Source organism: Pseudooceanicola pacificus, assembly GCF_009789075.1.
Classification (GTDB): Bacteria; Pseudomonadota; Alphaproteobacteria; order Rhodobacterales; family Rhodobacteraceae; genus Pseudooceanicola; species Pseudooceanicola pacificus.
Window position 1 is genome coordinate 515,788 of sequence record NZ_WNXQ01000002.1, and the last position, 21,542, is coordinate 537,329.

The 21,542-nt window shown below is 66.7% G+C and carries 15 protein-coding genes; 9 read left to right on the forward strand and 6 right to left on the reverse strand.

The features are described 5' to 3' along the window. Positions 1-15: 15 nt before the first annotated feature. A complete protein-coding gene (locus GLS40_RS05465) occupies positions 16-1,425 on the reverse strand; it encodes an MFS transporter (RefSeq protein WP_160381718.1) in 1,410 nt (469 codons plus the stop codon). A 299-nt stretch (positions 1,426-1,724) separates the two neighbouring features. On the opposite strand from GLS40_RS05465, the gene GLS40_RS05470 reads away from it, so the two are divergent. After that, positions 1,725-2,795 (forward strand): AbrB family transcriptional regulator, encoded by a 1,071-nt coding sequence (locus GLS40_RS05470; RefSeq protein ID WP_328598875.1) that lies wholly within the window; start codon positions 1,725-1,727, stop codon positions 2,793-2,795. Positions 2,796-2,809: 14 nt separating this feature from the next. Here GLS40_RS05470 and GLS40_RS05475 read toward each other — a convergent pair whose 3' ends face one another. Further along, positions 2,810-4,636 carry an ABC-F family ATP-binding cassette domain-containing protein gene (locus GLS40_RS05475; RefSeq protein ID WP_160381720.1) on the reverse strand — a complete coding sequence of 609 codons (1,827 nt, stop codon included), beginning with the start codon at positions 4,634-4,636 and terminating at the stop codon, positions 2,810-2,812. A 42-nt stretch (positions 4,637-4,678) separates the two neighbouring features. Continuing rightward, on the reverse strand, positions 4,679-5,791 hold the full coding sequence (locus GLS40_RS05480; RefSeq protein WP_160381721.1) for a PQQ-dependent sugar dehydrogenase: 1,113 nt from the start codon (positions 5,789-5,791) through the stop codon (positions 4,679-4,681). A 169-nt stretch (positions 5,792-5,960) separates the two neighbouring features. Here GLS40_RS05480 and GLS40_RS05485 point away from each other — a divergent pair, with 169 nt between their 5' ends. The 6 genes from GLS40_RS05485 (at position 5,961) to GLS40_RS05510 (ending at position 11,614) form a co-directional block, all read left to right on the forward strand. Beyond that, positions 5,961-7,154 (forward strand): ABC transporter substrate-binding protein, encoded by a 1,194-nt coding sequence (locus GLS40_RS05485; protein ID WP_160381722.1) that lies wholly within the window; start codon positions 5,961-5,963, stop codon positions 7,152-7,154. A gap of 87 nt (positions 7,155-7,241) precedes the next feature. Further along, positions 7,242-8,027: an ABC transporter ATP-binding protein gene (locus GLS40_RS05490; RefSeq protein WP_160381723.1), complete on the forward strand. Its 786-nt coding sequence runs from the start codon at positions 7,242-7,244 to the stop codon at positions 8,025-8,027. A gap of 143 nt (positions 8,028-8,170) precedes the next feature. Beyond that, positions 8,171-8,884, forward strand: a complete 714-nt coding sequence (locus tag GLS40_RS05495; RefSeq protein ID WP_160381724.1) for an ABC transporter ATP-binding protein — start codon at positions 8,171-8,173, stop codon at positions 8,882-8,884. Between the two features lie 5 nt (positions 8,885-8,889). Continuing rightward, complete coding sequence (locus GLS40_RS05500) at positions 8,890-9,312, forward strand: hypothetical protein (RefSeq protein WP_160381725.1); 423 nt, start codon at positions 8,890-8,892, stop codon at positions 9,310-9,312. Continuing rightward, positions 9,309-10,322 (forward strand): branched-chain amino acid ABC transporter permease, encoded by a 1,014-nt coding sequence (locus tag GLS40_RS05505; RefSeq protein WP_160381726.1) that lies wholly within the window; start codon positions 9,309-9,311, stop codon positions 10,320-10,322. Before GLS40_RS05500 ends, GLS40_RS05505 begins: the two co-directional genes overlap by 4 nt. After that, entirely contained in the window at positions 10,319-11,614 is a 1,296-nt protein-coding gene (locus tag GLS40_RS05510) for a branched-chain amino acid ABC transporter permease (RefSeq protein ID WP_202075914.1), read from the forward strand. Before GLS40_RS05505 ends, GLS40_RS05510 begins: the two co-directional genes overlap by 4 nt. A 161-nt stretch (positions 11,615-11,775) precedes the next feature. Here the strand turns inward: GLS40_RS05510 and GLS40_RS05515 are convergent, their stop codons facing one another. The 3 genes from GLS40_RS05515 to GLS40_RS05525 all read right to left on the reverse strand — a co-directional run bounded on the left by GLS40_RS05515 (position 11,776) and on the right by GLS40_RS05525 (position 19,157). Continuing rightward, complete coding sequence (locus GLS40_RS05515) at positions 11,776-12,063, reverse strand: DUF1330 domain-containing protein (protein ID WP_160381727.1); 288 nt, start codon at positions 12,061-12,063, stop codon at positions 11,776-11,778. Positions 12,064-12,066: 3 nt separating this feature from the next. Further along, positions 12,067-14,736, reverse strand: a complete 2,670-nt coding sequence (gene alaS, locus GLS40_RS05520; protein WP_160381728.1) for an alanine--tRNA ligase — start codon at positions 14,734-14,736, stop codon at positions 12,067-12,069. A gap of 215 nt (positions 14,737-14,951) precedes the next feature. Next, a complete protein-coding gene (locus GLS40_RS05525) occupies positions 14,952-19,157 on the reverse strand; it encodes an FG-GAP repeat protein (RefSeq protein ID WP_160381729.1) in 4,206 nt (1,401 codons plus the stop codon). 137 nt (positions 19,158-19,294) lie between these two features. On the opposite strand from GLS40_RS05525, the gene GLS40_RS05530 reads away from it, so the two are divergent. Then, on the forward strand, positions 19,295-20,428 hold the full coding sequence (locus tag GLS40_RS05530; RefSeq protein ID WP_160381730.1) for a TIGR03032 family protein: 1,134 nt from the start codon (positions 19,295-19,297) through the stop codon (positions 20,426-20,428). Continuing rightward, positions 20,425-21,534 (forward strand): hypothetical protein, encoded by a 1,110-nt coding sequence (locus GLS40_RS05535; RefSeq protein ID WP_160381731.1) that lies wholly within the window; start codon positions 20,425-20,427, stop codon positions 21,532-21,534. Before GLS40_RS05530 ends, GLS40_RS05535 begins: the two co-directional genes overlap by 4 nt. The last annotated feature ends 8 nt before the right edge of the window (positions 21,535-21,542 follow it).

Consider the following 21,542-nt stretch of genomic DNA (forward strand, 5'->3'; position numbering starts at 1 on the left):
CCACCCCTCCTGACATCAGATCGACCGGCGCGGCACACGGGCCGCGAATGTGGCCCCCAGGGCCGCGATCAGGGCCAGCGCGACAAATGCGTTGCGGAAGGCCGGTTTCGCCACCTCGGGGTCGCCACCCGCGCCGTCCAGCAGGTTCTGCAGCGTCTCGGCCCCCAGCCCCGGGGTCAGCAGCATGATCACCGGCACGATGGCCGTGCCCGTCGCCGCGCCCAGCGAGCGCGAGAGCTGCGTGACCGAGGTGATGGCGCCAAAATCCTGCGGCTCTCCCTCGGCCAGCACGATGATCTGCACCGTCGGCATCACCGTGCCCAGCCAGATCGTCGTGCAGGTGAACCAGATCGCCAGACCGGTGCGGCCCAGGTCGGGGGCCAGCAGACCAAAGAGCAGCAACAGCGCCGCCAGCATCGAAAAGCCGACCCCCGGGAACAGCGTCGTCCACCCGGTCATCGAGACCATGCGCCCGGTGATCGTGGCGCCGATGGCCGTCGCGCCCACCATCGGCACCATCGCGGTGCCGATCTCGGAGGCCGAGATGCCCAGCGTCACCCTCAGGTAGACCGGCAAGAGCGCATAGAGGCCCAGCATCAGCGCCCCCTGGCACAGGGCCATCGCGTTGGACCGGCGGATCGAGGGGTTGGCAAAGACCTGGCGCGGCAGCAGCGGCGTGGGCACCCGGCGTTCCCACCAGACCAGCGCCGCGACCGCCAGGGCCAGGATCGTGCTCACCACCGCGAGGCGGCCCACCGGCGGCGAGTCGCCGTGGCGCAGCGCGTCGATGGCCACCACCAGCGAGGTAAAGGCGATGGCGAGGAACACCGCGCCCAGCAGGTCGATCCCCTTCTTTTCGCTGGGGGCGTTGGTCAGCTTCAACCGCATCAGCAGCACCAGCGCCAATGCGACGAGAATCGGGTTGAGCAGGAAGATGCTGCGCCAGCCGAAGTGTTCCGTCAGGAACCCGCCGATCACCGGGCCCAGCGAATTCGCCGTCACAGCCACGGTGGCGATATAGGCCTGGTACTTGCCCCTCTCGCGCGGCCCGACCGCCTGCCCCATGAGCGCGCTCGACAGCGACATCAGCCCGCCCGCGCCCAGCCCCTGCAGCACCCGCGTCGCCGTGAGCATCGTCATCGAGCCGGCCATGAAGCAGCTGATGCTGCCGAGGGTCGAGATGAGCAGCCCCACCGCCATCAGGCGCTTGCGCCCGTACATGTCGCCAAGCCGGCCATAGATCGGCGCGGCCACGGCGGCGGCGACAAGATAGGCGGTGACGGGCCATGTGATCCGCGCGACCTCGCCCAGTTCCGAGGCGACGAAGGGCATCGCCGTGGTGATGACGGACTGATCCACCAGGGCGATGAAGATGGGCAATGCGATCGAGGGGAAAATGGCGAAGAAGGGCGAACGGCCGCTCATGTCAGGGGCTTTCACGGATCAATGCGGTCGCGGCGCCCGTCGGGGCCCCGGTAGCCCAGCAGTGCCGCGCTGCCGCGGGATTGTCGAGCCACCCCCCCGAACCCGCCGGTATGTGGAAGGCGCCGCCGCCCGGCCCGTAGTGCCGGCGGCGGAGCGGCATTTCGCGGCCCGCTCTTGCCCCTGCTCTTGCTACTGCTCTTGCCCCCGCTCTTGCTACTGTCGGCATGCGGGTGCATACCGTGCGCAGATTCCCTCACCGGGTGCGCCCGCGTGCCGCCCGCGATGCAAAGACACAGCGCGTGACAGACCTCAGAACGACGCTACCGACGCTGGCCCTTGTGGTGACGACCGGGGCCATCGGCGGATGGATCGCCAAGCAGATCGGGCTGCCCTTGCCGTGGATGCTGGGTTCGCTGCTGACCACCAGCTTCATCGCGGTCTTCATTCCGCGCGCCCTGCCCGAGACATACAAGACGCCCGACCTGTTCCGCGCCGCCTTCATCGCCCTGATCGGCGTGACCATCGGGGCCAAGGTCACCTGGGAGGTGCTGGTCGAGCTGACCAACGCGGTCTACAGCTTCATCGCGTTGACCCTTTTCGTGCCTCTGGCGCAATGGACCAACTACCTGATCTTTCGCAAGGTTGGCGGCTATGACCGCACCACGGCGTTTTTCTGCGGCACGCCCGGCGGGCTGATGGAGGCGATGCTGCTGGGTGAACAGCAGGGCGCCGATGTGCGGCTGGTCACCATGCAGCAGTTCCTGCGCATCATCTGCGTGGTGACGATGCTGCCGATCGGCCTGTCGATCTGGTACGGCCACCCGGTTGGCAGCGCGGGCGGCATGACGCTGTCGCGCGCCGAGGCTGGGCTGGAGCATCTGCCCGAGGTGATCTTCCTGGCCGCCGCGGGGCTTGTCTTCAGCCATTGGATGAAACTGCCCGCCGGGCAGCTGGTCGGCCCGCTGCTGGTGGGGGCCGTGGTCACCATCGCCGGGCTGGCGGTGATCGAGGTGCCGGGCTGGATGATCAGCGCCGCGCAGGTTGTCATCGGTTCGACCCTGGGCGCGCGGTTCATCGGCATCAACGCGGCGCTGATCATGCGGGGTGTGGGGCTGTCCGCGCTCTCGGTCGCCTCGATGCTGATCATCGGCGGCCTTTTCGCGGCCATCGTGCATCCGCTGGCCGGAGAGCCGTTTGACGTGCTGCTCATCAGCTTCTCGCCCGGCGGGGTGACGGAAATGGCGCTGATCGCCCTGTCGCTGCAGGCCAACCCGGCCTTCGTGACCACGCACCACATCTACCGGATCCTGCTGACCGTGGCGGTGATGACCTGGTCGATGAAGAAGGTCCTGATGCGCGACCCCGACTGACGGAGCGACGGGCGTCAGCCCGCGGCCTCGGCCTTTTCCTCCAGCTCCAGCCATTCCTCCTCGGCGGCGGCAAGCGCCTGCTGGCGCTCGGCCAGGGCCTCGGTCGCCTTGGCGAATTTCACCGGTTCGCGGGAATAGAGGTCGGGCGCGGCCAGGTAGTCCTCCAGCTTGGCGATCTCGGCCCCCAGCCGGTCGATCAGCGACGGCAGTTCCTTCAGGCGATGCTGCTCGGTAAAGGACAGGCCGGATTTCCTGGCCTTGGGCGCGGGTTTCGCCGCGGGTTGGGGCGCGGCGGCCGGTTTGGGCGCGGCGGCGGCAAGGGGGGCTGCGGACTCGCCCCGCTGGGCGCGGTAGTCGGTCCAGCCGCCGGCATAGACCGTGGCGCGGCCGTCGCCCTCCATCGCCACGGTGGTCGCGGCGACCCGGTCAAGGAAATCGCGGTCGTGGCTGACCAGCAGCACGGTGCCGTCGTAATCGTCCAGCAACTCCTGCAGCAGGTCCAGCGTCTCGACATCCAGGTCGTTGGTCGGTTCGTCCAGCACCAGCAGGTTGCTTTCCCGCGCCATCAGCTTGGCCAGCAGCAGCCGCGCCTTTTCCCCGCCCGACAGCGAACGGACCGGCGCGCGGGCCTGCGCTTCGTCGAACAGGAAATCCTTGAGATAGCCGACCACGTGGCGCGGCTCTCCGCGCACCATGACCTGATCGGCCTGGCCCGAGACGCGCATCTCCTTGTCGCCGGTCAGGTTCTCCCACAGCGACAGGTCCGGGCTGAGGCCCGCGCGCGACTGGTCAAAGATCGCGGGCAGCAGGTTCGCGCCCATGCGGATCGCGCCGCCGTCGGGCTGGACCTCGCCCATCAGCATCTTGATCAGCGTCGTCTTGCCCACGCCGTTCGGCCCGACAAAGGCCACCCGGTCGCCCCGGTTCACCTTGATCGAGAAGTCCGAAACGATGGTCTTGCCGCCGTAGGTCTTGGAAATCCCCTCGGCCTCGACAACCTTGCGGCCCGATTTCGGCCCGCTGTCCAGCGCCATCGCGGCGGTGCCCTGGCGGCGGATCTGGCCGGCGCGTTCCTCGCGCAGGGCCTGCAGGTTGCGCACCCGGCCCATGTTGCGCTTGCGCCGGGCGCTGATCCCCTCAACGGCCCAGCGGGCCTCGGCCTTGATCTTGCGGTTCAGCTTGTGGCGGGCGGCATCCTCGTCGTCCCAGACCTTGTCGCGCCAGGTCTCGAAATTCTCGAACCCCAGTTCCTGCCGCCGCACCTGCCCCCGGTCGATCCAGAGTGTCGCACGGGTCAGCGCCCGCAGAAAGGCGCGGTCGTGGCTGATCAGGATGAAGGCCGCGCGGGTCTGCTTCAGCTCTTCCTCCAGCCAGCCGATGGCCTCGATGTCCAGATGGTTGGTCGGTTCGTCCAGCAGCATCAGCTCGGGCGCCTCGGCCATCAGCTTGGCCAGGGCGGCGCGACGGCGCTCGCCGCCCGATGCGGTCTCGACCGGGCGGGCCGGGTCGAACTTCAGCCCCTCGCCCGCCATCTCGACCTTGTAGGCCTCGGAGGGATCCAGCTCGGATGTCGCGAAATCGCCCAGCGTGGCAAAGCCGGACATGTCCGGGTCCTGCTGCATGTAGCCGACCGAGGTGCCGGGCGTCACGATGCGGTCGCCCCTGTCGGCCTCGACCAGCCCGGCCATGACCTTCATCAGCGTCGACTTGCCCGACCCGTTTCGCCCCACCAGGGCCACCCGGTCGCCGGGCTGGACCACCAGCGACAGGTCGTCAAAGACGGGATCCCCCCCGAAGGTGAGAGAGATCGTGTTGAGCTGGAGAAGGGGTGCGCGTGCCATGGCGCAGCGCTATCCGTGCCCAGAGGTGCCGTCAAGCGGGGTTCACGGCACCATGCGATAGAGCGCGCCATTGCCCTCCGACAGGAACCAGATCGCACCGTCCGGCCCCTCGCGCACATCGCGCACGCGCGCCGTCTCGGGGGCTTCGATCCGCTCGACCTCGGCCAGGGGGGATCCGGCCAGCCGGGCGATGTAGTCGAACTTGAGCGAGCCGATGAAGGCATTGCCCTTCCAGGCGGGGTGGCCCGTGCCGGAATGGAAGGTCATGCCCGAGGGCGCGATGGACGGGTCCCAGTAAAAGACCGGCTGTGCCATCCCCGCCTTCGCCTGCCCCTCGCCGATCTTGGCGCCGGAATAATGCCGGCCATAGGCGATCACCGGCCAGCCGTAATTGGCGCCCTTGTCGATGCGGTTCACCTCGTCCCCGCCCTTGGCGCCATGTTCGTTGACCCAGAGCTGCCCCGCAGCATCCACCGCCATGCCCTGCGGGTTGCGATGCCCCCAGGACCAGATCTCGGGCCGCGCGCCGCCGGTGCCGACAAAGGGGTTGTCGCCGGGCACGCTGCCATCCCGGTTCAGCCGCAGGACAGAGCCGTTGTGGCGCGCGAGATCCTGCGCGGCGGGCCGGTCGCCGCGGTCGCCGACGCTCATGTAGATCTTGCCATCCGCCCCCTCGGCCAGGCGCGAGCCGAAGTGCTGGCCCCGGGAGGACCCGGCCGATATCTCAAAGATGACCCGCGTGTCCTGCAAGGCGCGGCCGTCCTCGGACAGGCGGCCCACGGCCAGCGCGGTGCCCGCCCCGCCGTCCATCCGCCGGGCATGGGACAGATAGACCTGACGGGTCTGCGCGAAATCGCGCGGGATCAGGATGTCGAGCAATCCGCCCTGCCCGGTCACCGCGACCTCTGGCACACCGCCAACCTGCTGCGCGCCCTCGGGCCCGATATGCCAGAGACGGCCGCCCTTCTCGGTCACCAGCACCGCGCCACCGGGCAGGAAGCCGATGGACCACGGGCCGTTCAGCCCCGTCGCCACGGTTTCGAATCTCACCGGGCCGGTTGCGGTCTCAAGCGCCAGGGCCTGCTGGCCCGCGCCAATGGACAGGAGCAGCCCGGCACAGGCGGCAAGGAGGTGGCGGCGTCTGAATGCGTTCATGAAGGTCTCCCGGTCAAACTCTTCCCAATCCTAGCGCGTTCCCTGCCCCGGTCAGCCTGCGGGCAGATAGAGTTTCCGTGAGGGGAACCCCCTTCGCGCCGCTTTTCTTTTTTCTCGGCGCCGCTTAGGCTTTTCCAGGGAAAGCTGTTCCACACAGGGAGTAAGACAGATGAAAAAGCTGCTGATGGCCTCGGCCGCGACGGCTCTGATGGCGGGAAGCGCGATGAGCGCCAGCCATAGCGATGAAATCAAGCTGGGCGTGATCCTCGGCTTCACCGGCCCGATCGAAAGCCTCACGCCCTCGATGGCCGCCGGGGCCGAGATGGCGATGGCCGAGGTCACCGAAAGCGGCAAGCTGATGGGCGGGGCCACGGTCACCCCCGTGCGCGCCGACAGCACCTGCGTCGACGCCGCCGCCGCCACGGCTGCCGCCGAACGCCTGATCACCTCGGACGGGATCAAGGGCATCGTGGGCGCCGACTGTTCCGGCGTCACCGGGGCGATCCTGTCCAACGTCGCCGTGCCGAACGGCATCGTGATGATCTCGCCCTCCGCCACCTCTCCCGCGCTGTCGGAGGCCGAGGACAATGGCCTGTTCTTCCGCACCGCGCCCTCCGACGCGCGCCAGGGCGTCGTGATGACCGAGATCCTGATGGAACAGGGCATCGACGAGGTCGCCGTGACCTATACCAACAACGATTACGGCAAGGGTCTGGCCGACAGCTTCCAGCAGGCGTTCGAGGCCGCGGGCGGCACCGTGACGCTGAGCGCGGCGCATGAAGACGGCAAGGCCGATTATTCGGCAGAAGTCGGCGCGCTGGCCGCTGCCGGCGGCAAGCGGCTGGTCGTGGCCGGCTATGTCGACCAGGGCGGGTCGGGCATCGTGCGCGCGGCGCTGGATTCGGGCGCCTTCGACACCTTCCACTTCCCCGACGGGATGATCGGCACCCAGCTGGAAGAGAACTTCGGCTCGGAAATCGACGGCTCGACCGGCCAGCACCCGGGCACCGACAGCGAAGGCGCGAATATCTTTGCCGAGCTGGTGGGCGACAAGTTCGACAGCACCTCGCCCTTCACGCCGGAAAGCTATGACGCGGCGGCGCTGATCATGCTGGCGATGCAGGCGGCAGGCTCGTCCGATCCGGCGGCCTACAAGGAAAAGGTGATGGACGTCGCCAACGCCCCGGGCGAGAAGATCTATCCCGGCGAACTGGGCAAGGCGCTGGACCTGATCGCCGCGGGCACGGATATCGACTATGTCGGCGCCACCGCCGTGGAACTGATCGGACCGGGTGAAAGCGCGGGCAACTACCGCGAGATCGTCTTCAAGGACGGCAAGATCACCACGGTCAAGTATCGCTGATCGGATGAAACCGGGCGGTCCGGCAACGGGCCGCCCCTTTCGGGCCGGACGCGGGATCAACACGCGCGACGCCCTGCGGGGACATGCATGATCATTGTCGATGACGTGCACAAACATTTTGGCGGTTTCCACGCGGTCGACGGCGCAAGCCTGACCATCCGAGAAGGCTCGATCACCGGGCTGATCGGACCAAATGGCGCCGGAAAGACAACTCTTTTCAACGTGATCGCGGGCGTTCTTGAACCGACGTCCGGGCGGGTGACGATGGCGGGCGAGGATATCACCGGCCTGCCGCCGCACGCGCTGTTCCACAAGGGGCTGCTGCGCACCTTTCAGATCGCGCATGAATTCGCGTCGATGACGGTGCGCGAGAACCTGATGATGGTCCCCGGCGGACAGTCGGGCGAAACCCTGTGGAACGCCTGGTTCCGCCGTGGCCGGATCGCGGCAGAAGAGCGCGCCCTGGCAGAAAAGGCCAATGAAGTCCTGGACTTCCTGACCATTTCTCACCTTGCGGATGAAAAGGCCGGCAACCTCTCGGGCGGGCAGAAGAAGCTGCTGGAGCTGGGCCGAACCATGATGGTCGACGCGCGGATCGTCTTCCTCGACGAGGTTGGCGCCGGGGTGAACCGGACCCTGCTGAACACCATCGGCGACGCGATCCTGCGGCTGAACGCGGAACGCGGCTATACCTTTGTCGTCATCGAACATGACATGGATTTCATCGGCCGCCTCTGCGAGCCGGTGATCTGCATGGCCGAGGGCCGCGTGCTGGCCGAGGGCACGCTGGAGCAGATCAAGTCCGACGAGCGGGTCATCGAGGCCTATCTGGGCACCGGACTCAAGAACAAGGCGATGGCCGGTGCGGGCTGAGGGTTCGGAGGCCCGTGCCCGGCGCTTGCCCGGCGGGGTGGCATCGGGACGCCGCGCCCTGCCCCTGACGCGGCGCAAATGGCAGAGGCCGGACGCCTCCGGCGGGAGTATTTTTGACGAGATGAAGAACGGATCGCGCCAAGATGGCTGAGCCTTTCCTGATCGGCGATGCGATGACCGGGGGCTATGGCAAGGGCCCGGACATCCTGCACGACTGCACCGTGGCGGTGGAGCGCGGCGAGATCGCCGTCATCGTCGGGCCCAACGGCGCGGGCAAGTCGACCGCGATGAAGGCGGTCTTTGGCATGCTGGAGCTGCGCGGCGGCGCGGTGCGGCTGGACGGGCAGGATATCTCGGCGCTCAGCCCGCAGGACCGGGTGGCGCAGGGCATGGGATTCGTGCCGCAGGTGTCCAACATCTTTCCCTCGCTCACGGTGGAGGAGAACCTGGAAATGGGCGCTTTCCTCAGGCGCGACGATTTCAGCGGGACCATGGCGCAGGTCTATGACCTGTTCCCGATCCTGAAGGAGAAGCGCCGCCAGGCGGCGGGCGAGCTGTCGGGCGGGCAGCGCCAGCAGGTGGCGGTGGGGCGCGCGCTGATGACGCGGCCCAAGGTGCTGATGCTGGACGAGCCGACCGCCGGGGTGAGCCCGATCGTGATGGACGAGCTGTTCGACCGGATCATCGAGGTGGCGCGCACCGGCATCCCGATCCTGATGGTCGAGCAGAACGCCCGCCAGGCGCTGGAGATCGCCGACAAGGGCTATGTTCTGGTGCAGGGGCGCAATGCCCATACCGGCACCGGGCGCGAGCTGCTGGAGGACCCCGAAGTGCGGCGGAGTTTCCTGGGCGGATGAGGGGCATGCGGGATCACATTGCCCCGCGCGGGCTGGTGGCGGGGCTGCTGCTGAGCGCCCTGCTGGCCGGGGGCGCCGCCGCCGAGGGGGCGCGGCTGATGCTGGATTGCGCGTTCGTCACCTCCTGCCTGGGGGGCGGCGCCTGCGAGGCGGCGGAGGGGGCGGTCCGTTTCGCCATCGCGCCGATGGAGACCGATGCCGAGGGCGCAGGCGATTACACCGTGATCGTCGACCGGGGCCAGGCGATGCCGGCCCGCGCCCTGTCGCGGATCGGGCCCTTTTCCTGGAGCCCGGGCCCCGGGCGCCTGCATGCGCTGAGCCTGACCGGCGAGGACAGCGCCCTGTGGCTGCGCCAGATCACCGACAGCGGCACCGGCGCGCCGCCAAGCGCCGAGATCGAGATCCTGCATTGCGAGGTGACCCAGTGACCGACCTGCTCAACGCGCTGGTGGCGCTGGCGAATTTCGTGATCATCCCCGCCTCGGCCTATGGCGCGCAGCTGGCGCTTGGCGCGCTTGGCGTGACGCTGGTCTATGGCATCCTGCGGTTTTCCAACTTCGCCCACGGCGACACGATGGCCTTTGGCACCACGATCACCATCCTGGTGACCTGGGCGCTGCAGGCGGCGGGCGTGTCGCTGGGGCCGCTGCCGACGGCGCTGCTGGCCCTGCCCGTGGGCATCGCCGCCTGTGCCGTCATGGTGCTGGTGACCGACCGGGCCGTCTATCGCTTTTACCGGGAGGTCCGGGCCAAACCGGTGATCCTGATGATCGTCTCTATCGGGGTGATGTTCATCATGAACGGCCTTGTCCGCTTCATCATCGGGCCTGACGATCAGAGCTTTGCCGATGGCGCCCGCTTCGTGATCTCGGCCCGGGAATTCAAGCAATGGTCGGGGCTGGACGAGGGGCTGGCGCTGAAATCGACACAGCTGCTGACGCTGGTGACCGCGGCCCTTGTGGTGGCGGTGCTGTTCTGGTTCCTGAACCGCACGCGGACCGGCAAGTCGATGCGGGCCTATTCCGACAACGAGGACCTGGCCCTGCTGTCCGGCGTCGACCCCGAGCGTGTGGTGCGCGTGACCTGGCTGATCGTGGCGGCGCTGGCAACCGTGGCCGGCGTGCTCTACGGGCTGGACAAGTCGTTCAAACCCTTCACCTATTTCCAGATCCTGCTGCCGATCTTTGCCAGCGCCATCGTGGGCGGGCTGGGCAGCCCGGTGGGCGCCATCGCGGGCGGATTCGTCATCGCCTTTTCCGAGGTCACCGTGACCTATGCCTGGAAGAAGGTGCTGGGCTACCTGCTGCCCGAAAGCCTTGAGCCATCGGCCCTCGTCCAGCTGCTGTCGACCGATTACAAGTTCGCGGTCAGTTTCGTCATCCTTCTGGTGGTGCTGCTGTTCCGGCCGACCGGCCTCTTCCGGGGGAAATCGGTATGAGAGGGACGATGCGGGGCGCGATGCTGTTTGGCCTGGTGGCGCTGATGATCGTGGCGACCGGGCTGATGCAAAGCTGGAATTCGGCGCTGCTGATCCTGAACATGGGCCTGGTCTCGGCCATCATGTCGCTGGGGCTGAACCTGCAATGGGGCTTCGCGGGCCTGCTGAACGTGGGTGTGATGGGCTTTGTCGCGCTTGGCGGGCTGGCGGCGGTGCTGGTCGGCACCGCCCCGATCCCCGAGGCCTGGGCCGCCGGGGGCTGGCGCATCGTGGCGGCGCTGATCTTTGCCGGGGGCGTCATCGCGCTGGCGGCGGTCGCGCTCAGGCGGCTGACCCGATACCGGGGCCTGGCGACGCTGGCGATCCTGGTCGCGGGGTTCTTTGTCTACCGCTGGATCTTTGACGGCGGGGTCGCGGCGGTCGAGGCGATCAACCCGGCCTCGGCGGGCAACCTGGGCGGGCTGGGCCTGCCGATCCTGATGGCCTGGCCGGTGGGCGGGCTGCTGGCGGCGGGCGCGGCCTGGATCATCGGCAAGACGGCGCTTGGCCTCAGATCCGATTACATGGCCATCGCCACGCTGGGCATCGCCGAGATCATCATCGCCGTGCTGAAGAACGAGGACTGGCTGACGCGCGGCGTCAAGAACGTCTTTGGCATCCCCCGCCCGGTGCCCTACGAGATCAACCTGCAGCAATCCGCCAGCTTCGTCGAACGCGCGCAGGGGCTGGGGCTCGACCCGGTGACGGCCTCGACGCTCTGGGTCAAGACGCTCTATGCCGGGCTGTTCACGGTGGTGCTGGTGGTGCTGCTGGTGCTGGCGCAGCTGGCGCTGAAATCGCCCTGGGGGCGGATGATGCGCGCGATCCGCGACAACGAGACGGCGGCCGAGGCGATGGGGAAGAACGTCACCGGGCGGCATCTGCAGATCTTCATCCTCGGCTCGGCGATCTGCGGCATCGCGGGGGCGATGATGACGACGCTCGACAGCCAGCTCACGCCGGCCTCCTACCAGCCGCTGCGCTACACCTTCCTGATCTGGGTGATGGTGATCGTGGGCGGATCGGGCAACAACTTCGGCGCGGTGCTGGGCGGGTTCCTGATCTGGTTCCTCTGGGTGCAGGTCGAACCGATGGGGCTGTGGTTCCTGGAGCTGGTGACATCGGGCATGTCGGACGGGCCGGTCAAGGCGCATCTGCTGGACAGCGCCGCGCATATGCGGCTGCTGACCATGGGCGTGGTCCTGCTGGTGGTGCTGCGCTTCGCGCCCAGGGGGCTGCTGCCGGAACGTTGAGGCACGGGCGGTAGCCCGGGTCTTGCGCGCCCGGCTGATAGACCGGGACCCGCCCATACGGACGTCAGCCCGAATAGCGAACGCCCGGGACGCCCCCGGACGGCGAGCGCGCGGGTCTCCACCCGTATGGCGAGGGAAGGCCCTGACGGGCCGGCCCGCCCTTATTCGGTGGTTTCGACGATCACCAGATCCCGGTCCGAGGCATTGCGCGCATGGCTCAGCGCCTCCTGATACTCGGGCGAGTGATAGCAGGCCTCGGCCGCCTCGACCGAGGGGAACTTGGCCACCACGTTGCGCGGCCGGTCGCGGCCTTCCAGCTGCACGTAACGCGCGGCGCGGGCGATGAAATGCCCGCCGTGCTTGGCAATCGCCGGACCGGCGAGCTTGGCATATTTGCCATAGGCCTCTTCGTCCGTGACGATGACATGGGCGATCCAGAGTGCGGGCATGTCTTAACCTCCGATAACGGTACGCGCGGCCGCGATGGCCTGATCGGCATTGGCGGCATCCGGGCCACCGCCCTGCGCCATGTCGGCACGCCCGCCGCCGCCCTTGCCGCCAAGCGCGGGCACGGCGGCGCGGACCAGGTCGACAGCCGACAGCGTCGCCGTCAGGTCGGGCGTGACGCCCGCGGCCACGGCGGCCTTGCCGTCGGATTCGGCGATCAGCAGCACGGCGCCGGAGCCGATCCGCGCCTTGTGTTCGTCGATCAGCGCGGGCAGGTCCTTGCCGGACACGCCGCTGAGGACCTGGGCGAGGAATTTCACCCCGTTCACCACGTCAGGTTCGGCCCCGCCGCCCTGCCCGGCGCCGCCGGACATCGCCAGCTCGCGCCGCAGCTGCGCAACCTCGTTGCCGAGCGCGCGGCGTTCGTCGAGCAGCGCCCTGACCCGGTCGACAGCGCCCGCGCCGGTGGCCTTGAGCATCCCCTCGATCGCGGCAAGCGACTGGTCGCGGCCGCGCAGTTCGGCCAGCGCGGCCTGCCCCGTCAGCGCCTCGATCCGGCGCACCCCGGCCGAGGAGGCGGTTTCCGAGGTCAGGGCAAAGGCCCCGATATCGCCGGTGCGGCCCACATGGGTGCCGCCGCAAAGCTCGATCGACCAGGTCTGGCCGTCCTGCCCCTTGCCGGTGTCCTTGCGGCCCATCGAGACCACGCGCACCTCGTCTCCGTATTTCTCGCCAAACAGCGCCTGCGCCCCGATTCCGCGCGCGTCGTCCGGCGTCATGATCCGGGTCTCAACCGGGGTGTTCTGGCGGATGAAGGCATTCACCTCGCGTTCCACCTGGGCAAGCTCTTCGGCGCTCAGCGCCTTGGCATGGCTGAAGTCGAAACGCAGCCGGTCGGGCGCGTTGAGCGATCCGCGCTGCGCCACGTGATCGCCAAGCGCCTCGCGCAGGGCCTCGTGCAGCAGGTGCGTGGCCGAATGGTTGGCGCGGATCATGCCGCGGCGGTCATGGTCGACCTCCAGCACGGCGGACTGGCCCCTGGACAGCGTGCCCTCGGTCACCTCGGCGAAATGGATGAAGACGCCGGCGGCCTTCTTCGTATCGGTGATCCTGGCCTTGCCGGTCTCGGTCACGATGGTGCCGGTGTCGCCGACCTGGCCGCCGGACTCGCCGTAGAACGGCGTCTGGTTCACCACGATCTGCACCGCGCCGGTGGCACTGTCCGTCAGCCCGCCCTCGGCGACGAGGGCAAGGATCTGCGCCTCGGCCTTTTCGGTGTCGTAGCCCAGGAATTCGGTGGTGCCGTAGTCATCGGCGATCTCGAACCAGATGCGGCTGTCGGCCGCCTCGCCCGAACCGGACCATGCGGCGCGGGCCTTGGCCTTCTGCTCGCTCATGGCGGCGTCAAAGCCTGCGGTGTCCACGGCGCGGCCCTTTTCGCGCAGGGCGTCCTGGGTCAGGTCCAGCGGGAACCCGAAGGTGTCGTAAAGCTTGAACGCGGCCTCGCCCGGCAGGTTGGCCCCGTCGGGCAGGCGGGTGAGCTCGTCATCCAGCAGTTTCAGCCCCCGGTCCAGGGTCTGGCGGAAGCGGGTTTCCTCCAGCAGCAGCGTCTCTTCGATCAGGCTCTGGGCCTGCCGCAGCTCGGGGTATGCGGCGCCCATCTGGGTCACCAGCGCGGGCACCAGCCGGTGCATCAGCGGATCCTGCACCCCCAGCTGGTGGGCGTGGCGCATCGCGCGTCGCATGATCCGGCGCAGCACATAGCCGCGCCCGTCATTCGCGGGCATCACCCCGTCGGCAATCAGGAACGAGGTCGAGCGCAGGTGATCCGCGATCACCCGGTGATGCGTCTTGCCCGGCCCGTCGGGATCGGTGCTGGAGGCATGGGCGCTGGCCTCGATCAGCGAGCGCATCAGGTCGGTGGCATAGTTGTCATTGGTGCCCTGCAACAGCGCGGCCACCCGTTCGATGCCCATGCCGGTGTCGATGCTCTGGGCTTCCAGCGCGCGCATGCTGCCGTCTTCGAACTGTTCGTTCTGCATGAAGACGAGGTTCCAGATCTCGATGAACCGGTCGCCATCCTCTTCCGGGCTTCCCGGAGGGCCGCCCCAGAACTTGTCGCCGTGATCAAAGAAGATCTCGGTGCAGGGGCCGCAGGGGCCGGTCGGACCCATCTGCCAGAAGTTGTCGCTGCCGCCCTCGGGCTTGTCGCCGATGCGGATGATGCGGTCGTCGGACAGACCCGCAACCTTCTTCCAGATCGCGGCGGCCTCGTCATCCGTCTTGTAGACGGTGACCAGCAGCTTGTCCTTGGGGATGCCCAGTTCCTTGGTCACCAGTTCCCAGGCAAAGGGGATCGCGTCGGATTTGAAATAATCCCCGAAGCTGAAATTCCCCAGCATTTCAAAGAAGGTATGATGCCGGGCGGTATAGCCGACATTGTCCAGATCGTTGTGCTTGCCCCCGGCGCGCACGCATTTCTGCGCTGTGGTGGCGCGGGTGTAATCGCGGGTCTCGACCCCGGTGAAGAGGTTCTTGAACTGCACCATGCCCGAATTCGCGAACATCAGCGTCGGGTCATTGCGCGGCACGAGCGGGCTCGATGCCACGACCTCGTGCCCCTGGCGCTTGAAATAGCTCAGAAAGGTCGAGCGGATGTCGTTGAGCGTCTGCATGAGTTCCGTCCCCGGTGGGCCTCTGGTCTGCCCGATTTAGCGATGCGCGCGGCGGCTGTCCACCGGTAGAGGTGGCCGGATCCGCCTTGTGGTGCATTCCTTGGGTCCGGGACGGTCAGACCCCGGGCGTGGCCCCCGCCGCGCGGGCCGCGCAACGGGAAACGCCGCCGCCGGGGTCCGGCGGCGGCGCTCAGGCCCGGTGTCCGGTCCGCCCGTCAGAAGACGAAGAAATCCGCCGCTGTCAGGGCCGGGGCGCCGGTGAACTCGGCCAGCAGGGTCAGGCCGCCCGCGCCGTTGCCGTTGTCGTCGTAGTAGAGGCGCCCGCTCACCACCTGGTAGATGATGAAGTCGTTCGCATCCGCCGGCGCACCCGTGGCGAACTGGCCCGCGGGCAATGCGCCCGGGGTGAGCGAAGTCATGACCGAGCTGTCCAGCCCCACCATGTCTGTCCCCACAACGAAGTCGCCAACCGTATCGGCCACACCGTCCAGCACGTCGAAGATGAAGTTGTCAGCCCCACCGCCGCCAAAGAGTATGTCTGCCCCGATGCCGCCGACCAGGTCGTCGTCCCCGGCGCCGCCGCGCAACTCGTCGTCTCCCGCGGCCCCTTCCAGCGTGTCGTTGCCATCCTGACCGAAGAGCGTGTCATTGCCCGCAGCGCCGTTGATCAGGTCAAAGCCGCCGAGGCCGCGGATGTCGTTGGCCCCGGTATCGCCGCGCAGCACATCGGCGAATTCAGAACCGGTCAGGTTCTCGATGCTCAGGAAGGTGTCCCCGGCCGCGATGCCGGTGTTGAGCGCCGCATTGGCCATGTTCACCGTCAGGCCCGTGGCGCTGTCGTTGTACATCGCACGGTCGATCCCGCTGCCGCCGTTCAGCATGTCTGCCCCGCTGCCGCCGGTCAGCACATCGTTGTCCGCCCCGCCGTAGAGATCGTCATCCAGCAGCCCGCCGAAGAGGTTGTCGTTCCCGCCTTCGCCGTAGAGCGTATCGGCCCCGTTGCGGCCGAGGATCTGGTCGTCGCCGGACAGGCCGCGGATCAGGTTGGCCCCGGCGTCGCCGCGCAGGTCGTCGTTGAAGGCGGTCCCGTTCAGGTTCTCGATGCCGATGTAACTGTCGCCTGCCGCGATCCCGGTATTCTGCACCGCGAACTGCAAGTCGACAGTCAGTCCGATCACACTGTCATCGTAATCGGCCCGGTCGATGCCGCCGCCACCGTTCAGGATATCGCCGCCGGCGCCGCCGACGAGGATATCGTTATCGGCCCCGCCGCGCAGGTCGTCGCTGCCGATGCCACCCACCAGCGAGTCGTTCCCGGCCTCGCCGAACAGCGTGTCATTGCCGCCAAGACCGTTGATCGTGTCGTTGCCGGACAGGCCGCGGATCTCGTTGTTGTTGCCGTCACCCGAGAGCAGGTCGTTGAAGTTCGACCCGTTCAGGTTCTCGATCGACGAATAGGTGTCGCCCGCCGCGTCGCCGGTGTTGAGCGCCGAATTGGTCAGGTTGGCGACCACCCCGGCTGCAGCGTCGTCATAGACTGCCCGGTCGATGCCGCCGCCGCCGTTCAGGGCGTCGGCCCCGATGCCGCCGTTCAGCACGTCGTTGTCGGCGCCGCCGTTCAGCTCGTCATCGTTGATGCCGCCGAACAGGTAGTCGTTGCCGGCCTCGCCGAACAGCGTGTCGTTTCCGGCGCGGCCATAGATCTGGTCGTCGCCCGCCAGGCCGCGGATCCGGTTGTCACCTGTATCGCCGCGCAGATTGTCGGCGAAGCCTGACCCGTTGAGGTTCTCGATCGAGTCGTAGGTGTCGCCCGCCGCATCGCCCGTGTTCACGTTCGGGAATTGCAGGTCGGCCCGTACACCGGTGGCCGCGTCTTCGTAGCTGGCAAGGTCGATGCCGCCGCCGCCCAACAGATCGTCCGCCCCGGCGCCGCCAAGCAGCGTGTCGTCGTTGTTCCCGCCGACGAGCCGGTCGTTGCCGGTGCCGCCATTGAGGAAGTCGTTGCCGGCCCCGCCCGCAAGCGTATCGTTGTTGCCGCCGCCTTCGATCTCGTCATCACCGGCGAGGCCCTGGATCAGGTTCGCGCCGCCATTGCCGCGCAGCGTATCCGCAAACGCTGTCCCGCGCAGGTCCTCGATGCTGATGAATGTGTCGCCAGACGCGGCGCCGGTGTTGTTGGCGTTGTTGGCCAGGTCCGCTGTCAGGCCGCCAGCGGCGTCCTCGTAGCTGACCATGTCGATGCCGCCACCGCCATTGATCTCGATCCCGGTCTGGCCACTGCCCTCGATCGTGTCATTTCCGGCCAGGCCCAACACAAGGTAGGTGACGCCGTCGGTGGTGATCTCGTCATTGGTGGTATCGCCGACCTGAACCCCGTCGCCGATGAACTGGGCGGCGATTTTGCCGTCGACAGAGCCGTCCAGGCCGTCGAGCGCCGCGAAGCGCGCGTTTGATCCGCCTGTCAGCACCTCGGTGAAGTTAAAGTCGGAGTACCCGGAACCGTAGTTCCGCATGTAACCGAAGACAATGTCGTCGAAACCGTCCCCGTCGAAATCACCGCCTGACAGCCTGCTCAGGGGATCAAAAATGACGCCACCGGTCGGGATGATCAATTGGAAGCCATTGGACCCGTCGATATCCGCGATGTTGAACCCGCTCGTGGGGGCTGTCGGACCGCCGAAGATCACGTTGATCCGGGTCGCGTCATAGGAGCCGCCGGCGCCGAGATAGACCTCGTCCACAACGGCCATGTCGTCATAGCCATCACCGTTCACGTCGCCGATGCCGCCTACCCCTTGACCAAGGAACTGACCGACGCTGTCATTTTCGATGATGAAGCCGAAGGCCGAGTTCAGGTCGCCAGGCCGCAGCAAAGCCTGCACCGGGCCGCCCTGCCCCAGAATGACATAGGCCCGACCGGTACCCCTTGAGTAGTAAGTCGTGTTCTGAGCCGTGGTGGTGCCCTTGTTGGTGTAGGAACCATTGCCCGAGCCAACGTAGTTGAAGTTTGTGTAGGTATAAGTTCCAAAGAGCGAGTACCCGCCACCACCATATGTGTAAGTGTAGGGTACGTAGGTCTGGAAAACTGTGTAGAAAGAGTAGCTTTTCGTGTAGTTGCCACCCGCCTGATAGGCATAGTAGCCCAGCGAGTACGTGTAGGTGTAGGTGTAGGTGTTCGGAATGAGTGACTTGGCATCTGCCGCGCCCACGATGTAATCGTCGAACCCGTCGCCGTTGATGTCCCCCAGGCTTGCCACGTCGGAGCCGACTCGCTCACCGGCATTGCCGTAGAATATGACACCGTCAGTGCCGTTCAGGAAATCGACGGTGATAGTGGACCCGATGTTCGCGACATGGTCGCCGAACACGATATAGGCTGCCCCGGTTGAGTACTCGATCGTCAAGGGGTAGTATGTGAAGGTGTAGATGTTGGTGTATGAAACCCCACCGATGGTGTAGAAGTAGCTGGAGTAGACATAGCTCGGCGTGTAGGTCTTGAACGCGGCACGCTGGGCCGCGATGATCAGATCGTCGTAGCCGTCGCCGTTGAAGTCTCCGCCACCGTCGGCGCGGGTCCCGAAATCGGTCGGGTTGAAGGACGTGTTATAGCCATAGCCATAAGTCGGCAGGCCTACGTTTTCGATCATCACCGAACCCGGCGGGGGCGCGCTGATGTCGATGTAGGACGGCAGGCCGCCGCTGCCGTCGCCCATGACGATCAGCAGGTTGCCCTGGCCGATGTAGTTGTAATCCCCGTAGGCATAGCCGGCTTCGCCATAGGCAGAGGCGATGCCGAAATCCTCGATCCCGTCGCCGTTGAAGTCGCCGACGCGCACCACCTCGAAGCCCGCGGCCACACCCGGCTGACCACCGGCGATGACGATCCCTTCGCCGGGCGTCATGTAGTGCAGGTCAAAGATTCCCGTGGCCGGTTGCACGTTGGGCGTGGCATCGCCAAAGACCACATAGGCGCGACCCGTATTGTAGGAAGGCGTCGGATTGCCGTCGCTGTAGGGCGCGCCGATCAGCACATCCGCAAGACCGTCGCCATTGACATCGCCGATCCCCGCAACCGCAAACCCGGTCGAGCCATAGTAGTTTGCGCCACCGATCAGGAAACCCTGGTCGGGCGTCATATTCTCCAGGTCGATCTGGGTGGGCAGGCCCTCGGCGGTGCCGAACACGATCGCCACAGCGCCCGCATCCTGGCGCGTATTGGTGTATGTGTAGGTGTATGTGAGGGTGTATGTGCTGTAGAAGAGGTAGGTGTAATTCCGCCCCGTGTACTGCACGTCGAAATAGGGCATTCCGACGGCGAAATCCTCGATGCCATCCCCGTTGAAATCCCCGATGGCTGTGACGTCGGCGCCGGCCTTGGTTCCAAACGACGCAGTGAAAGATGTTCCGACGAAATGCTTCATGGCATGGCCTCTATCAATGGTCGCAAAATGAGCTGCGGAATCTGAATGAACTGCCGATAGTAGATCCGAAAACTTGCAAGAAATCTAGGCTTGAATATCAGAAGTTTTTCCTGTGCGATCCCACCAGCTATTGGAGAATGTCATTGAATTCGCAGAATCCCGGTTACGGACCCGATTCTTATGCCCCCGCGGCACCGGGCGCACCCGGCCCCCAGAGCGGCAAACCGATCGAGATTTTTGAATCGGCGGGGATGGCGAGGTTCCTGTACGACTCAGACGTCTCGATCATCTTTTCGACCTACCAGGCTGGGAAACTTTTCTTTGTCGGGGTGAACCAGCAGGGCCGGGTCTCGGTCTTCGAACGCTCGTTCCCGCGCTGCATGGGACTGGGCACATCGGACGGCACGATCTGGATGAGCTCTCTCTACCAGATCTGGCGGATGGAGAATTTCCTGGACCCCGGGCAGCAGCACAACGGCTATGACGGCGTCTTCGTCCCGGTCACCGGCCACACCACAGGTGAGATCGACGTACACGACATGACCCAGGGGCCGGACGGCCGCCCGGTCTTTGTCGCCACCCGGTGCAACTGCCTGGCCACGGTCGACGAGCGCAGCAGCTTTGTCCCGCTGTGGAAACCCCCGTTCATCGACGTCATCGTGCCCGAGGACCGCTGCCACATGAACGGCGCCGCGTTCAAGGACGGCGTGGCGAAATACGTGACCTGCGTGGCGATGACCAACTTTCAGCGCGGCTGGTCCGACCGGCGCCGCGACGGCGGTGTGATCCTGGAGGTGCCGTCGGGCGAGATCGTGGCCGACGGGCTGTCGATGCCGCATTCGCCACGGCTCTACGACGACCGGCTCTGGGTGATCCAGAGCGGGCGCGGCGAATTCGGCTGGATCGACCGCGCCAGCGGCAGGTTCGAAAAGGTCTGCGACCTGCAGGGTTTTGCCCGCGGGCTGAGCTTTACCGGCCGCCACGCGCTGATCGGGCTGTCGGGCCCGCGTCAGGACAAGACCTTCGAGGGTCTCGAACTCAACGAACGGCTGGCGGCCGCACAACAGTCGCCGATCTGCGGCATCATCGCCGTCAACATCGACACCGGCGAGATCGAGCATCGCATCGAACTGCGCGGCGTCGTCAGCGAACTTTACGACGTCGCCCTGCTGCCGGGGCTGCGCAGGCCCATGGCGCTTGGCTTCAAGACCGACGAGATCCGTTTCATGCTGCGCCCTGGCCAATTTTCCCAACGGAGTTACCCGCAATGACACGTCTCGTCCTGCATATCGGAGACTGCAAGTCCGGAAGCACCGCCATCCAGTCCGTGCTTGCCGCGGGCAGCTACACCATCAGCGGCGGCACGCCGGTCCGGCTGAAATACGCCACCGCCGGCCGCCCGGAAGCGTTGAACCACCATCGCCTGTCGAACTCGCTGCACATGGACCAGGCCCGGCAATTCCGCGACCGCGCCTGGGGCCGCCTGGGCGATGAATTCCGCTCGAACGACTCCGACATCCTGGTGGTCTCGTCCGAACGGTTCGAATTCACCGCCCCCGGCGATGTCCGCGCGGCGCTGGAACAGTTCCTGCCGGAGTCCCTGGATACCCTCGAAATCGTTGCATATGTCCGCCCGCATGCCGCGCGCCTGCTGTCGGGCTATGCCCAGAACATCAAGCAGGGGCTGTTCAACGGCGAACTGCCGGAGTTCCTCGAACAGGTGCAGAAGGAAAAGCGGTTCGACTATGCCGATCGGCTGATCTCGTGGCGCGATACCTTCGGGGCGGACCGGGTTTCGGTGCGCCCGATGATCCGGTCGGACCTGCAGGGCCAGTGCGTGGTGCACGATTTCCTGACCGCCTGCGTGGCGGGCACCGGCAACACCGTCAAGGTCGAGAAGATCCCCGATGCCAACAGTTCTCTCGGGGCCGAGGCGCTGGCGCTGATGCGCGAGGTCACCCGCCGCCTGCGCGAGCAGAACCCCGCACAGAACCAGCAACGCGCCAACATGTTGCAGCGTTTCGCCCACAACCTCGAAACCTCGGGCAAGTTCGTCTCTGACGCCTTGCAGCTTGACCCCGCGCTGGCCGCGCAGGTGCGCGACATTTACGGCGCCGACGCAGACCGCTGCGACGCCGAGTTCTTTGGCGGGCCCGTCCTGCGCAATGCGCTGGACAAGGCCGTCGCGCAGGCACAGGAACCCGTCACGCCCCCCGATCCCCATGTCGTTGACCGGATGACCGAACTGACCCTGATCTGGGTGGACATGATGGGCAATGCCATGCGCCAGATGGCCCAAAATCAGAGGCAGGGCGGTGGCGGACAGGGCGGTGGAAAGGGCGGTGGCGGGCCCCGCCAGGTCGCCCGCCAGCACTGACCGGCGGG